16 protein-coding genes and 1 pseudogene are annotated in these 13,960 nt (G+C 70.9%); 8 read left to right on the top strand and 9 right to left on the bottom strand.

Features of this window, described 5'->3' with window-relative positions:
• Window positions 1-216 (bottom strand): sigma factor (locus tag HUX53_RS18230; RefSeq protein WP_309237303.1); only part of this gene is annotated, 216 nt, incomplete at its 3' end.
• 313 nt (window positions 217-529) lie between these two features.
• On the opposite strand from HUX53_RS18230, the pseudogene HUX53_RS18225 reads away from it, so the two are divergent.
• The 3 genes and pseudogenes from HUX53_RS18225 (at window position 530) to HUX53_RS18215 (ending at window position 3,751) form a co-directional block, all read left to right on the top strand.
• A pseudogene (locus tag HUX53_RS18225) lies at window positions 530-1,650 on the top strand (PP2C family protein-serine/threonine phosphatase).
• Window positions 1,650-3,317: an ATP-binding protein gene (locus HUX53_RS18220; protein WP_176404406.1), complete on the top strand. Its 1,668-nt coding sequence runs from the start codon at window positions 1,650-1,652 to the stop codon at window positions 3,315-3,317. Before HUX53_RS18225 ends, HUX53_RS18220 begins: the two are co-directional and overlap by 1 nt.
• The gene (locus HUX53_RS18215; RefSeq protein ID WP_176404405.1) at window positions 3,314-3,751 is read left to right on the top strand and encodes a response regulator; all 438 of its coding nucleotides are present in this window, start codon (window positions 3,314-3,316) and stop codon (window positions 3,749-3,751) included. Before HUX53_RS18220 ends, HUX53_RS18215 begins: the two co-directional genes overlap by 4 nt.
• Before the next feature lie 6 nt (window positions 3,752-3,757).
• Here HUX53_RS18215 and HUX53_RS18210 read toward each other — a convergent pair whose 3' ends face one another.
• Window positions 3,758-4,912, bottom strand: coding sequence for a PP2C family protein-serine/threonine phosphatase (locus HUX53_RS18210; RefSeq protein WP_176404404.1), 1,155 nt, complete (start codon window positions 4,910-4,912; stop codon window positions 3,758-3,760).
• 127 nt (window positions 4,913-5,039) lie between these two features.
• Between HUX53_RS18210 and HUX53_RS18205 the strand changes: the two genes are divergently transcribed.
• The 3 genes from HUX53_RS18205 to HUX53_RS18195 all read left to right on the top strand — a co-directional run bounded on the left by HUX53_RS18205 (window position 5,040) and on the right by HUX53_RS18195 (window position 7,127).
• Complete coding sequence (locus HUX53_RS18205) at window positions 5,040-5,486, top strand: MarR family transcriptional regulator (protein WP_309237302.1); 447 nt, start codon at window positions 5,040-5,042, stop codon at window positions 5,484-5,486.
• 144 nt (window positions 5,487-5,630) lie between these two features.
• Entirely contained in the window at window positions 5,631-6,455 is an 825-nt protein-coding gene (locus HUX53_RS18200) for a L,D-transpeptidase (protein WP_176404402.1), read from the top strand.
• A gap of 24 nt (window positions 6,456-6,479) precedes the next feature.
• The gene (locus tag HUX53_RS18195; RefSeq protein ID WP_176404401.1) at window positions 6,480-7,127 is read left to right on the top strand and encodes a choice-of-anchor P family protein; all 648 of its coding nucleotides are present in this window, start codon (window positions 6,480-6,482) and stop codon (window positions 7,125-7,127) included.
• Between the two features lie 35 nt (window positions 7,128-7,162).
• Here the strand turns inward: HUX53_RS18195 and HUX53_RS18190 are convergent, their stop codons facing one another.
• Window positions 7,163-7,567, bottom strand: coding sequence for an ATP-binding protein (locus HUX53_RS18190; RefSeq protein WP_176404400.1), 405 nt, complete (start codon window positions 7,565-7,567; stop codon window positions 7,163-7,165).
• A 127-nt stretch (window positions 7,568-7,694) separates the two neighbouring features.
• Entirely contained in the window at window positions 7,695-8,072 is a 378-nt protein-coding gene (locus HUX53_RS18185; protein WP_176404399.1) for a hypothetical protein, read from the bottom strand.
• A 105-nt stretch (window positions 8,073-8,177) separates the two neighbouring features.
• Here HUX53_RS18185 and sepF point away from each other — a divergent pair, with 105 nt between their 5' ends.
• A complete protein-coding gene (sepF, locus tag HUX53_RS18180) occupies window positions 8,178-8,384 on the top strand; it encodes a cell division protein SepF (RefSeq protein WP_176404398.1) in 207 nt (68 codons plus the stop codon).
• Here sepF and HUX53_RS18175 read toward each other — a convergent pair.
• From HUX53_RS18175 to HUX53_RS18155, 5 genes are read right to left on the bottom strand one after another with little or no spacing between them, the layout of a single operon-like run.
• Window positions 8,381-9,304, bottom strand: a complete 924-nt coding sequence (locus HUX53_RS18175) for an SMP-30/gluconolactonase/LRE family protein (protein WP_217919584.1) — start codon at window positions 9,302-9,304, stop codon at window positions 8,381-8,383. The genes sepF and HUX53_RS18175 overlap by 4 nt on opposite strands.
• Window positions 9,305-9,346: 42 nt before the next feature.
• A complete protein-coding gene (locus HUX53_RS18170; RefSeq protein WP_176404397.1) occupies window positions 9,347-10,516 on the bottom strand; it encodes an acyl-CoA dehydrogenase family protein in 1,170 nt (389 codons plus the stop codon).
• Window positions 10,516-11,157: a carboxymuconolactone decarboxylase family protein gene (locus HUX53_RS18165; RefSeq protein WP_176404396.1), complete on the bottom strand. Its 642-nt coding sequence runs from the start codon at window positions 11,155-11,157 to the stop codon at window positions 10,516-10,518. The genes HUX53_RS18170 and HUX53_RS18165 overlap by 1 nt, the downstream gene beginning before the upstream one ends.
• Window positions 11,141-11,716, bottom strand: coding sequence for a VOC family protein (locus HUX53_RS18160; RefSeq protein WP_176404395.1), 576 nt, complete (start codon window positions 11,714-11,716; stop codon window positions 11,141-11,143). The genes HUX53_RS18165 and HUX53_RS18160 overlap by 17 nt, the downstream gene beginning before the upstream one ends.
• On the bottom strand, window positions 11,713-13,218 hold the full coding sequence (locus tag HUX53_RS18155) for a class I adenylate-forming enzyme family protein (protein WP_176404394.1): 1,506 nt from the start codon (window positions 13,216-13,218) through the stop codon (window positions 11,713-11,715). The genes HUX53_RS18160 and HUX53_RS18155 overlap by 4 nt, the downstream gene beginning before the upstream one ends.
• Before the next feature lie 123 nt (window positions 13,219-13,341).
• On the opposite strand from HUX53_RS18155, the gene HUX53_RS18150 reads away from it, so the two are divergent.
• On the top strand, window positions 13,342-13,956 hold the full coding sequence (locus HUX53_RS18150; protein ID WP_217919583.1) for a TetR/AcrR family transcriptional regulator: 615 nt from the start codon (window positions 13,342-13,344) through the stop codon (window positions 13,954-13,956).
• The last annotated feature ends 4 nt before the right edge of the window (window positions 13,957-13,960 follow it).

The following is a 13,960-nucleotide window of genomic DNA, read 5'->3' as shown; positions in this document are numbered from 1 at the left end:
GAGAGTGTAATAAGGGACAGGCACGTTCCGCGCGACGCCGAGCAGCCACGGCAGGGCCGAGTCGGGGACGTCGGCGAACCGCCGCCACGCGATCGCGAACGTCTCGCTCACCACCTCGTCCGCGGCCTGCCGCCCGGCGCGGCCGGCGGCGTGCGCCCACACGTTCTGGCGGTACGCGTCGTAGATCGCGGTGAAGCGCCGCTCATCCGGGGTCACGCCGGTTCACCGCCCGTCCCTCCGCCGCTGTCGTCTGCCACCGCGCCTCCGTCCGTCCAGGTGTTCATGTCACGAGGTAGTGGCCGGACGAGCGTCCTTGTTACACCCGACCGGGGAAACGTGGGTCCGACCGGTTGTGGAAATCGGGTGCGGGGCGCGGCGCTACCGTGCGCGACGGAAGTAGGTTGGGCGGTCAGAGTCGCCGTTTCGGGCGTTTGCTGTGCATTCCGGCTGCCAAGTGCCCTTAATATTTGCTCGGCGACAACAAACCCCGCCTGAACCGCCCGGTGCGCCGGACCGAAGGAGCTGAGACATGGCCGCGATGCACAGTCGCGGTGCGGAGCGACTCCTCGGCGTGGCCGGCTCCCCGCACCTCCTCCTCGTCGAGGACGATCCGGGCGACGCGTTCCTGTTCGAGGAGCTGCTCGCCGAGGCCCAGCCCAGCGTCCGGATCACCGTCGCGACCACGCTCCGGGAAGCCCTCGACGCGCTGCGCCCGGACATCCAGTGCGTCATCGTCGACCTCTCGCTGCCGGACGCGCAGGGACTCGACGCGCTCCACCAGATGCGCGCCCACGCGCCCACCACCGCCGTCCTCGTGCTGACCGGCCTCGACGACGCGCACGTCGGCGTGGAGGCCGTCGCCGCCGGCGCCCAGGACTACCTCGTCAAGCAGGACGTGGACGGCGCGCTGCTCACCCGCGCGATCAGCTACGCGATCGAGCGCCAGCGCGCCGACGAGTCGGAGCGGCAGCTGGTCGAGGCGCGGGCGCTGAGCCGGGAGAACGCCCGGCTGGAACGCGGCCTGCTGCCCGTCCCGATCCTGCACGACGGCACGCTGCGGCACCACACCCGCTACCGGCCGGGACGCGACCGGGCGCTGCTCGGCGGCGACTTCCACGACACCGTCGAGACCGAGGACGGCGCCGTCCACGTCGTGATCGGCGACGTCAGCGGGCACGGCGCCGACGAGGCGTCCCTCGGGGTGCGGCTCCGCATGGCGTGGCGGACGCTCGTCCTCGCCGGGAACACCGGATCGGGTCTCCTGGACACGCTCGACGCCGTCCTGCAGCACGAGCGCTGGGCCGAGGAGATCTTCACCACCCTGTGCATGCTGACGATCGCGCCCGACCGGCGCGGCGCCCGGCTGTACCGGGCCGGGCACCCGCCGCCGCTGCTGTTCGGCCCGCGCTCGACCTCGACCTCGGCGAGTCCTGGACGCTGCTGCTCTACACCGACGGGCTGATCGAGGGCCATGACGGCGACGGGTACCTCGACCTGTCCGGGCTGGTCGAGCTGGCGAAGATCGCGCACGGCGACGGCCGGCGCGGCGACGAGCTCATCGACGGGCTCATCGCCGAGGCGGAACGGCTGAACGGGGACGTCCTGTCCGACGACCTGGCCGTCCTGCTGCTGAGCCGGGGGGACGGCTGATGAGCGTGCAGGGACCGAAACCGGGCACGGCGGAGGCGCGCGGCGCCGAGCTCAGCCGGGAGCTGCGGATCAGCGGGCCGGCCGTCGTGCTGCCCGCGGCGGACCTGCCCGAGGGGCACGGGATCGGCCGGCTGCGGCTCGTCCGGATCTACCAGATCGGCGCGGTCGTCCTCGGCCTGCTGCTGCTGATCGCCTTCGCGCAGGCCGGGACCGCGCTCTACGGGAACAACCAGGCGCGGGACGTCCTCGTCAACCAGGTGGACCCGGCGACGCTGGAGCAGTTCCGGCTGTCGACCGCCGTCACCAACCAGGACATGGCCATCCGCGACTACGCGCAGGACGGCCGGGACGCGCACCTCGCCGAGTACCGCGAGGCCGTGCGGCAGGAGGCGGACTCCGCCGCCACGATGCGCCGGCTGCTGTCCGGGGTGCCGGGCAGCGACGACGTCGACCGCCTGCTGGACCAGGCGACCCGCGACTCCGCCGCGTGGCGCAGGGCGTTCGCCGACGTGATCGCGGCCGGACCCGGCGGGCACGGCATCGAGGCCGAGCAGAGCCAGGGCGCGCGGCTGCTGCTCAACCGGGCGCGCGGCGACATGACGCCGCTGCAGGTCGGCATCACGAAGCTGCACGACCGGACCGCCGCGAAGCTGCAGTCCCGCGCGAGCGCGGCACTGTGGTCGACGGTCGCCGCGCTGATCCTGGTGGTCGTGGCCGCGCTGGCGCTCGCCGTGCTGCTCCGCCGGACCGTGCTGACGCCGGTGTCGTCGCTGACCGAGCGCGTCCGCGCCGTCTCCCGGGGCGACTTCGGGGCCCCGCTGGACGTCCCCGGCCCGGCCGAGATCAACGAGCTGGCCGCGATCATCGACGCGATGCGCAACCGGATCATCCGGCAGTGGCAGATCAGCGAGGAGAAGACCCGGCAGCTCAACGAGCAGACCGGCGAGCTGCGCCGGTCCAATGCCGAGCTGGAGCAGTTCGCCTACGTCGCGAGCCACGACCTGCAGGAGCCGCTGCGCAAGGTCGCGAGCTTCTGCCAGATGATCGAGCGCCGGTACGGGGACCAGCTGGACGACCGCGGGCAGCAGTACATCGCGTTCGCCGTGGACGGCGCCAAGCGCATGCAGGCCCTCATCAACGACCTGCTGAGCTTCTCCCGGGTCGGCCGGATGACGCAGCCGGAGGAGTCCATCGACCTGGCGGCCGTCACGCGGCAGGCCATGGACAACCTGACGGCGCTGCGCGAGGAGACCGGCGCCGAGGTGGAGCTCGGCGACCTGCCGCACGTTCCCGGCGACCGCACGCAGCTCACCCAGCTCTTCCAGAACCTCATCGGCAACGCGATCAAGTTCCGCCGCGAGGGCGTGCCGCCCCGGGTCGTCATCGACGCCCGCCGCGACGGTGACGAGTGGGTGTTCGGCTGCGCCGACAACGGCATCGGCGTGGAGCCCCGGTACGCCGACCGCATCTTCCTGATCTTCCAGCGGCTGCACCCGCGGGACGAGTACACCGGCACGGGCATCGGGCTGGCGCTCTGCAAGAAGATCGTCGAGTTCCACGGCGGCCGGATCTGGCTGGACGCCCGCGAGGAGGGCGCGGAGCCCGGCACCACCTTCCGCTGGACCCTGCCGGTCCAGTCCCACATAGGCAACGGAGACGACACGTGAACGAAGCCCCGCACCCCATCGAGGTCCTGCTCGTCGAGGACGACCCCGGCGACGTCCTGCTGACCGTCGAGGCGTTCGAGCACAACAAGGTCAACAACACGCTGAGCGTCGTGAACGACGGCGAGCAGGCGATGGCGTTCCTGCGCCGGGAGGGCGAGTACGTGAACGCGCCCCGTCCCGACCTGATCCTGCTGGACCTCAACCTGCCGCGCAAGGACGGCCGCGAGGTCCTCGGCGAGATCAAGGCGGACGACGACCTGCGCCGCATCCCCGTCGTCGTGCTGACGACGTCCGAGGCCGACGAGGACATCCTGCGCAGCTACCACCTGCACGCCAACGCCTACGTCACCAAGCCGGTCGACTTCGACCAGTTCATCTCGGTCGTCCGCCAGATCGACAACTTCTTCGTGACCGTGGTGAAGCTGCCGCGCTGACCGTTCTCAGGCGCCGCGTCCCGTCCAGTCGATGCAGACGATCACGGCGTCGTCGGCCGGGCTCGTCTCATCGTGGTAGTCGACGAAGCTCCGGATCATGCTGCGGACGGCCTCCGGCGGATCCTGCAGCCGGGTCGCGCGGAGCGCCTGGAACAGCGCCGACCGCCCGAACGGGACGCCGGACGGGGACAGCGCGGTGTGCACCCCGTCGCTGACGACGACCAGCCGGTCGCCCGGCTCGACGGTGAACTCCTCGGTCACGTAGCGGGTGTCGCCGAACATCCCGAGCGGCATCTGCGCGTCGAACTCGATCCGGTCGGTGACGCCGCCGCGCGACCGGTAGATCTGCGGCGAGCCCGCGTCCACCACCCGGATCCGTCCCGTGTCGAGTTCGAACTCCATCAGCAGCGTGGCCACGTGCTGCTCACCGCGGTGCCGCGCGAACAGCGTCTGGTCGCCGAGCGCGGCCTGGTCGGTGATGCCGGCGCCGGACCGCCGCGCGTTGCGCAGCGCGCTGACCGCCAGGTGGGTGAGCGCGGCCGAGGTCGTCCCCGAGCCCATCCCGTTGCCGACCGTCAGCGTGAACGTCTCGGCGGACACCGACCAGTCGAAGTTGTCGCCCCACACCGCGTACGCGGGTTCGAGCTGCCCGGCGAAGCGGAACTCGGCGGCGTCGTAGGCGGGCGGGGGCAGCAGGTCCCACTGCATCTCGGCGGCGAGCGTCAGCCGCGTCCGCCGGCGCAGCCGCCGGTACAGGTCGGTGCCCTGGTCGGCGATCTTCAGCGCGCGGGCGAGGACGGCGGCGAACGCGTCCAGCCAGTCCGGCCCGCCGTCCCGGACGCGCACGGTCAGCACGCCGAGGCGCTCGCCCTTCACGGTCATCGGCAGGTGGGCGGCGTCGCCCTCGCTGACCGTCCGCTGCGCGGCGAACGCGTGGCCGGGGGCGGTGTTGTCGACCGGCAGGCCCTCGTCGCCGTCCTCCTCGGGGACGGTCCGGACGAGGAACGCCTGCCGGTAGTCGATCAGGAGCACCTCGGCGGCGGCGCCCGCGTGCCGTTCGAGCAGACCGGTCGCGACGTCGATCAGCTCGTGCGGCGGAGCCGCCCAGAGCGCCTCCTCGATCGCCGGCGGCAGTTCGTCCGCCGCGGATTCCTCATGCATCGCGATCCTCGCCGGGGTAGGGGCCGAGCCGCCCTCGGCACCGCGTGGACCCGCAGGTCCAGGGATGCCGTCGGCGACGTCGTATGTAACAGTGGAAGGCATGGTGGACACGCCGGGTGAGGGAGCCGTGGATTCCGCGGCGGCCCTGGACGACGCGGCCTCCACCCTGATGAACATCTGGTCGCGCGCTCACAATGCCCCGGATGTACCCGTCCCGTCCACGCAACTGCGCGCCCTGTTCGTCCTGGAGCGCGGTCCGGTCAACATCAGCAGCCTGGCGGGCGAGCTGGGCGCGCTGGTGAGCTCGGCGAGCCGGCTGTGCGACCGGCTGGAGGCGGCCGGGCTGCTGACCCGCGACCCCGGCCGGGACCGCCGCGAGGTCACCGTCCGGCTGAGCGCGGACGGGCGGGCGCTGCTCGGCCGGCTGCGGGGGCGGCGGCTGGAGGAGCTCGCCCGCGTGCTGGAGATGATGCCGGCGTCCGCGCGCGCCGCGCTGCTGCGGGGGCTCACGGAGTTCCACGACGCTGCCTCCAAGCCGGACGACGAGGGCGGCTCCTTCTCCATGCTCGCCTGACTCGTCCGCTTTTATTCGGGAAAGTTACGACGCTCCGCAAAGCACCTACAAAATTGGCAATTATCATTCTTTGCAATGGCGGCTCGCGGCGCGTTTTCGCCATTCCCGCTACGCGCGCCTTCACCACCACTAACATCGCGGCCCATGGCGACCATCAATGCCCGGCGGCATTCCCGCCGGGCCGGCACCGCCGCCGGGCTCCTCCCGGCGGCCGCCGCCGTGCTCCTGCTCGGCGGATGCGGCGGCTCGACCGCCCACGGCACGGCGCCGGACAAGGACACCGGGCGGCCGGCGGCCGCGGCGGAGGCCGGGGCCGCCAAGGTCCCCGAGGCCACCACGTACAGCACCCTGTCCGGCGCGCCCAAGGACACGACGCCGGACGGCGCCACCGACGGCCTCGTCGTGCACCCGACCAAGGCGGCGCCCGTGCTGGACCGTCCGGGCGGGCGCCGCGTCGCCACCCTCCCCACCACCGAACTGGGCGGGCCCACCTGGGTGCCCGTGGTGGAGAGTTCGGGCGAATGGCGGCGCGTGCTGCTGCCGAGCCGCCCCAACCAGGCGAGCGGCTGGATCTCCGGCACCGGGCTGCGGACCGCGCACACGCCCTACACCGTCCGGGTCGATCTCGGGCACCGGCGGCTCACGCTGCTCAAGTCCGGGCGGCAGACCGGCCGGTGGACGGTCGCGGTCGGCGGCGCCAAGACCCCGACGCCGCCCGGCCGGACGTTCGTCATGGCCTCGATCGAGCCGCCCGACAAGAAGCAGAGCCCGATCGTCCTGCCGCTCGGCACGCACTCGGCGACCCTGGACACCTTCGGCGGCGGGCCCGGCACCGTCGCCCTGCACGGCTGGCCCGACGCCTCCGTGTTCGGCAAGGCCGTCACGCACGGCTGCGTGCGGGTCCCCGCGGACGCGCTCAAGGCGCTGTCCCGCGTCCCGCTCGGCTCGCTGGTGTTCATCACCGCCTGAACTCTCAAGAAACGGAGCACATCCATGCGATACAGCCATGCCCTCACGGTCGGCCTGCTCGCCGGCGGCCTCGCCGCCGCCACCCCGGCCCTGGCCGCCCCGGCGCTGGCCGCCGCGCCCTCCGGTGAGGGCTCCGCGTACGGGCTGACGGTCACCGGGCCGCTCGCCGTCCCGCCGGTGCCCGCCGTCTCGTCCACCACGGGCAAGGTCAGCAAGAGCCTGCTGCGGGAGGACCACACCAAGCTGGTCAAGGCGTCCGCGCTGGACGTCAGCGCCTCCGCCGCCCGCGCGAAGTCGTCCGTCGCGCGGCTCGCCGTCCCGACCGCGAAGCTGGCCGCGAGCGCCGTCTCCGCGAAGTGCGTGAACGGCCAGGGGACCGCGAACCTCGCGCACGCCGTCCTCGCCGGCAAGCGGCTGGACTCCACGCCGCCGCCGAACACCACCATCCCGGTCGACGTGGACGGCCTCGGCCGCACCTCGCTGACCCTCAACAAGCAGCAGCGCACCGCGGACGGCCGGCTCGCCGTCACCGCGCTGGAGCTGATGCTGCCCGGCGGCAAGGGCGCGCTGCGCGTCGCGTCCGCCACCTGCGGCCAGGGCGCCCCCGTGCGGACCCCGTCCGAGGCGCCCGCGCCGAGCCCGGTGCAGCACGACCTGCCGGTCACCGGCTGACAGACCTGACGGCCCGGCGGGCCTTCGCCGGGCCGTCAGCCCGCCAGCGACTTCTCAAAATGCACGATCGCGCCGTTCCGGTGCACCCGGTCGGCTATATGAAGTTCTTCCGTGAACGCCCGCATCAACTGAAGCCCCCGGCCATGCTCGGCGAGCGGCGCCACCTGCAGGGACTCCCACTCGGTCTCCTCCGCGCCGGTGCCGCCGTCGATGACCTCCACGACGCATCTCGCCCCGTCCATCCGCGCCCGGACCTCGTACTCCATTCCGGCCGCGGCGTGCTGGATGACGTTCGCGCACGCCTCTCCCAGAGCGAGCGCGATATCGGCACGGACCTCGGATCCCACCCCGAGGCCGCGGAGAGAGGCGTCGAGCGTGTGCCGCACCAGCGGAGCGCTCTCGGCGTTCCTCGGCAGGGTCATTTCGAGAACGACCTCCATGCCAATCGCCTCCGTTCCCTCTAGCAGGCAGATTTCCCTTACGCCACCTCGGGAAACTCCAGCCACCAGAAAAACGCGACGACCACCATATTCAGCGAGACTTCCGCGTGGACGCGCCCGGCGCCGGCTATTCGTCCACGCTCCCGGCGAGCCTGCGCAACGCCGCGGCCTGCTCCTCGTCCAGCCCCTGGTAGTCACTGTCCCGGTGCTGCTCGGCCTGGTCGTCGATCCACCGGCCATGCGCCTCCCAGGCGGCCTGCTTACTGACCCCGAGCGCCCCCCCGATCTGCGCCCACGAAGCCCCGGCCCGCCGCGCCGACCGCACGGCGAGCTGCCGCCCGTAGACCGCCTTGCGGGCGATGACCTCCCCGAGCGCGAGAAGCTCCAACACCTCCCCGCGCTCAAGTGCCACCTCCCCGACGGCGTCCCGAACCCACAGCTCGTCATACCGGACGGCCGCACTCGTCAACGTGACGTCCTGCTCGATCCCATCTGGAGTAACCATGCCCCGAGCATGCGCGTCAAGGCTCCCTGACGTCAAGCCCTCCTGACGTCCTCCCGAGGACATGCCGGCCCTTGACCTCGGGCGGGAGACGGGCAGACTGGCACGGTGGTCAAGTCGCTGCGTCCCCAGAACTACAACGAGGTCTTGTACGTCGGGCACTTCTTCCGCAAGGGCGTGCCCGTCCTCATGGACCTGACCGACCTGCCGGACGCCGAGGCCAAGCAGCTGGTCGACTTCGCGACCGGCCTCGTCTTCGGCCGCGGCGGCGCCCTCGACCGCGTCGACCGAAAGCTCTTCCTCCTCCAGCCCTAGGCCGTGGCGTGGTTGAGGACCAGGCCGGGGTGGGGCCAGTTCTCGATCTTGAGGAGCTGGCCGGTGCTGGAGGCGGTCACGTAGGCGGTTCGCATGTCCTCGCCGCCCCAGGTGATGTTGGTGATGCCCGGGTCGTTGTCGACGTTGATGTCCACGAAGCGGACCAGGTCGCCCTTGGGGCTGACGATCGAGATGCCTGCGTGGACCATGGAGGCGACGCAGACATTGCCGTGGCCGTCCACGCCCAGGGAGTCGAAATTGGTGTAGTCGGGGGCCGTGTAGAGGAAGTTGCCGCCGCCCGAGCCGCCGAGTGACCTGCCGCCCTTGATCTCGCCGGGGGCGGTGACGTCCCACCACCAGACGCGGGCCGTGTAGGTCTCGCTGACGTAGAGGCGCTTGCCGTCGGGAGACAGGCCGATGCCGTTGGGGCCCTCCATGCCGGCGGCGATCATTTCGATGGACGAGCCGTCCGGTTCGGCGTAGAAGAGGCGGCCCTTGTCGCCGGTGACGCCGTCGCTCTTGCCGTAGTCGGTGAAGTAGATGCCGCCGTGGGCGTCGATGACGAGGTCGTTGGGGCCGCGCAGGCCGTCGGAGTAGAGGGTCTCGACCGAGCCGTCGGAGAGGTCGACGGCCTGGATGCTGCCGCTCTTGTAGTCGTCCGGGATGCCGCCGGCGAAGACGAAGCCGCCGACCTCGAAGCGGTTGAGGCCGCCGGAGTTGGCGATGTAGACGCGTCCGTCCGGGCCCAGTGCCGAGCCGTTCGGGCCGCCGCCCGTTTCGGCGGCGATGGACGTGGTGCCGTCCGGCCTGACGCGGGTCAGGGTGCCGCGGTGCAGCTCGACGACCAGAACGTCGCCGTTGGGGAGGACGGTCGGTCCTTCCGGGAACATCAGGCCGTCGGCCAGCTTGGTGATCTTCAATCTCTTTCCTTCATGCCTGGACCCCCAGCAGCGATCTGAGGGTCAGGCCATCTCGCGGAGGATGCGGCGGGCGGTGCTCTGGATGTGGACCTCGTCCGGGCCGTCGTAGACGCGGGCCTCGCGGGCGTGGCGGTACATGCGGGAGAGGGGCGTGTCGTCGGTGAGGCCGGCGGCGCCGTGGACCTGGACGGCCCGGTCGATGACGTTGTGCAGCATGCGGGCGCCGACGACCTTGATGGCGCCGATCTCGATGCGTGCATTCGCCCCAAGGCTATGGCTGCCCGCGTCGATCTGCTCGGCGGCCTGGAGGGTGAGGAGGCGGGACGACTGGATCTCGGTGTAGGAGTCGAAGACGTGCTGTTGCATGAGCTGCTTCGCGGAGAGCGGCTCGCCGAAGGCGACTCGGGTGCCCAGGCGGGCGCACATCAGTTCGAAGGCGCGCTGGGCCTGGCCCAGCCAGCGCATGCAGTGGAAGATGCGGCCGGGGCCCAGGCGGTCCTGGGCGATGACGAAGCCGTGGCCGCGCGGGCCGAGCAGGTTGTCGGCCGGGACGCGGACGTCGTCGTAGGCGACTTCGTAGTGGCCGCCGTTGATGCCCAGGACGGGTGTTTCCCGGACGATTCGGTATCCCGGTGTGTCGGTCGGGACGACGATCATGCTGAACGAGCGGTGCGGGGGCGTGCCCTCGGGCTCGGTGCGGCACATGACCGTTGTGTAGGCGGCTTGGGCGGCGCCTGTGGTGAACCATTTGCGGCCGCTGATGACCCAGTGGTCGCCGTCCAGGACGGCCTTTGTCTGGAGTTGGGTGGGGTCTGAGCCCGCGTAATCGGGTTCGGTCATGGCGAAGCTCGGGGAGACCTCGCCGGCGACCATCGGGGCCAGGTAGCGCTCACGCCAGCGGGGGCTCGCGTACTTGTGCAGCATCAGCGAGTCCTGGAGGGTGAACGTGCCCAGGGCGAGCTGGCCCCATTCGCTGCGTCCCTGCACCTCGTTGACGTAGACGTAGTCGAGGAACGGCAGGCCGCCGCCGCCGAGTTCGGTCGGGTGGCCGAGCGCCCAGAGGCCCTCGGCCTTCGCCTCCTCGCGGAGTTGCCGGAGTTTCTCGCGGTCGCCGGCGTTGAGGGCGGTTTCGGCCGGTTCGACGCGTTCGGTGATGAAGGCGTGCACGGCGTCCCGGACGTCGCGGACCCGGTCGGGCACGGGGAAGAGCATCAGCGCTCCCCGGACAGGTCGGCCGAGATGTCGCGGTTGCCGTAGCCCTCGGGCGCCGCGACCTCGGTGATCGGCTCGGGACGGTCGTCGAATTCCAGGCGGAGCGCGCGGGACATCGTCGCGTGCATGTCGTACATGCAGGTGATGTAGGTGAGCTGCAGGATCTCCTTGTCGGAGAGGTGCTCCTTGAGCTTCTCGAATACCGCGTCAGGTGTGCGGCCGCCGTCCAGGACGAGGCAGTCGGTGTAGGCGAGGACCGCTCGTTCCAGGGGTGAATAGCAGTCGGCCGTCTGCCAATGGGGAATGGACTCGATTTTCGCCTCGTCCATTCCGAGGGCGCGCATCTGCTTGCAGTGCTGGGAGAACACGAACTGGCTGCCGCGCGCCCAGCCCGCCCGGCACTGGCCCAGTTCGCGCAGCACGGGGTCGAGGTCGGCGTTCCGGTAGAGCGAGAAGCCGCGGACGGCGTGCCGGAACACGTCGGGGGACTGGGCGAACACCGTCCACCAGTCGCCGGGCGAGCCGGTCGCGGTGCCGTGGTCGACGGCCGGGTCGCGGTCGGGTGCGAAGAGTTTGTCGTAGAAGAAGAGGATGCGCTCGTCGGTGACTTCGGCGCGGGGAACCTCACGCAGTCGGGGCATGCTGCTCCTTCGGGGCGGTGCGGTCGGCGTCGGTCTTGGGTTCGTGGGAGACGTCGGATTCGTCGAACGTCCGGGTCCAGCAGGCGAATTCGAGGAGGATTCCGTCCGGGTCCTGGAAGTAGAAGGAGCGGACGAACACCCCGTCGTGCATTTCACTGGCGACGGTCGCCGGGCTGTCGTCGTGGTTCAGGATGGGGCTGACCGTGACGCCCTTCTCCTTGAGCCGCTTCCGGTACTCCTCGAACTTCTCGGGCGGGACGTGGAAGGCGACGTGGTTCATCGACCCGACCGCGCTGACGAGTTCGCCCTGCTCCGGGCGTCCGGCCGGGGCGGAGATCCCGGGGACGCCGTCCGGCGAGTTCGGGAACCAGAAGAACGCCACGCAGTCGCCGCCGCCGCAGTCGAAGAAGAAATGCTGGCCCATGTCGCCGGGCAGGTCCAGCGTCTTGATGAGCGGCATTCCGAGGACGCCGGAGTAGAAGTCGATGGTGCGCTTCATGTCGGACGACACGAGCGCCAGATGGTTGATTCCGCCGAGTTCGAACTCGGTGTTGCTCATGAGACCTCCTTGAATCGGGATCGCAGGTCGCGTTTCAGGACCTTGCCGGCGACGTTGCGGGGAAGTTCGCCGACGAACTCGATGCGGCGCGGCACCTTGTAGCCGCCGAGATGCTCGCGGGCGAACGCGATCACGTCGTCCGCGTCCAGCGCCTCGCGCGCCACGACGGCCGCGCAGACCGCCTCGCCCCAGCGCGGGTCGGGGACGCCGAACACGGCCGCGTCCGCGATCGCCGGATGCCGGTACAGCACCTGCTCGACCTCGCGGGACGCCACGTTCTCCCCGCCCGTGATGATCATGTCCTTGATGCGGTCGACGATGTAGACCATGCCCTCCGCGTCCCGCCGGACGACGTCGCCGGTGCGGAACCAGCCGTCCCGGAACGCGGCGGCGGTCAGTTCGGGCTCGCGCCAGTAGCCGCGCATCACCTGGTCGCAGCGGACGACCATCTCGCCGGGCTCGCCGTCCTGGACGTCCCGGAAGTCCTCGTCCACGACGCGGACGTCGGCGAGGTCCATGACGCGGCCGGCGGCGGCGAGCAGGTGCGTCTCCCCGGCGGCGGCGCGGCGGTGCTCGGCGATCCCGAAGTGCAGGATGTTGCCGCCCAGCTCGCTCATCCCCATGCCCTGGTAGAAGTCGCAGCCGAGGACGTCCATCCCGCGGCGCAGCACCTCGGCCGGGATCGCGGACGCGCCGTACCCGATCGCCTCCAGCGTGCCGAGATCATGCTTCTCGATCCCGCGATGCGAGAGCAGGAACGCGATCATCGTCGGCGCGAGGCCCGTCTGCGTGATCTTCCAGTCGGCGACCAGCCGCAGGAACGTGTCGTTGTCGTAGGACCGGACGATCCCGACCGTGGCCGCCCGCAGGTGGTACACGACGGCCGTGTAGCCGCCGACGTGGCAGAGCGGGAAGCAGAACAGGAACCGCGTCGCGTCCGGGATCTCCCAGTGCGCGACCGAGCTGATCACGCCGGTGACCAGGTTGCGGTGGCTGAGCATGACGCCCTTGGGCGTGCCGGTCGTCCCGCTGGTGTAGACGAGCCAGGCGACGGAGTCCTCGTCCACGCGCGGCGGCTCGGTGGCGGGCGCCTGCCCGACCAGGTCGAGGTAGTCGTCGTCCAGGTTCAGGACGACCTTCACCGACGGCATCGCGTCGCGGAGCGCGGCCATCGCCTCGACGTACTCGCTGCTCACGAGCAGCACCGACGCCTGCGCGTGGTCGACGAGGCCCGCGATCTCGGACGGGTGGAGCCGGTGGTTGAGGAAGGTCAGCGCCATCCCGGCCGCCGGGACGCCGTAGTACAGATCGAAGTATTCAGGACGGTTCCCGGACAGCACGGCCACCCGGTCGCCCGGCTCGGCGACCGTCAGCAGCGCGTTCGCCGTGCGCCGGACATTGTCCCTGAGCTGGGCGAACGTGATCTCGCGGTGCTCGAACAGGACGGCGGCGCGCTCGGGATGCTTGCGCGCCGCGTACTCGACGATGTCGTTGATCAGCATGGACGCCTCGCCATACGGCCCCCTGGAAGTTGACTTGACAGTCATATCAATTTCCTCGATGCTCGGATACTGTTCCTCCTGACATCGGATTGTCAACACCCCCCGGGCGAAAGGAACCACGCGATGCGGGACGATCCCGGCGGCCAGCCGCTCACCGAACGCGGCGCCCGGACCAGGGAGCGTCTCCTCACGGCCGCCCGCGAGGTCTTCGAGGAGCACGGCTTCCTGGAGACCCGCGTCGCGCACATCACCCGGCACGCCCGTGTCGCCTACGGGTCCTTCTACACCTACTTCCCGTCGAAGGAGGCGGTGTTCCTGGAGGTCGCGGACCGCCTGTTCGCGGACATGACGGACCATGACCTCGTCCCGTCCGCCGGGCCGGCCCCGGCCGCGCGCATCCGCCGCGCCAACCGCGCCTACTACGAGGCGTATCTGCGGAACGCGAAGATGATGGCGATCATCGAGCAGGTCGCGACGTTCAACGCCGAGTTCCAGGAGTTGCGGCGCAAGCACCGCGCCGCCTCGGCGGAACGCTCCGCGAAGGCGATCGCCCGCTGGCAGCGCGCGGGGTTCGTCCCGTCCGACCTCGACGCGGAGATGGCCTCCCGCGCCCTCGCCGCGATGGTGGACCATTCGCTGTACCTGTGGCTCGTCCAGGGCAACGACCCCCCGGGCACCGACCGCCTCCTGGACACCCTGGACACTCTGACCGTGCGCGCCCTCGGCCTGCCGTCCTGACGAA

It is taken from the genome of Actinomadura sp. BRA 177, from assembly GCF_013372625.1.
Taxonomy (GTDB): domain Bacteria; phylum Actinomycetota; class Actinomycetes; order Streptosporangiales; family Streptosporangiaceae; genus Spirillospora.
The sequence above is the reverse complement of the archived record's forward strand: the minus strand, read 5'-3'. Positions and strand labels throughout refer to the sequence as shown.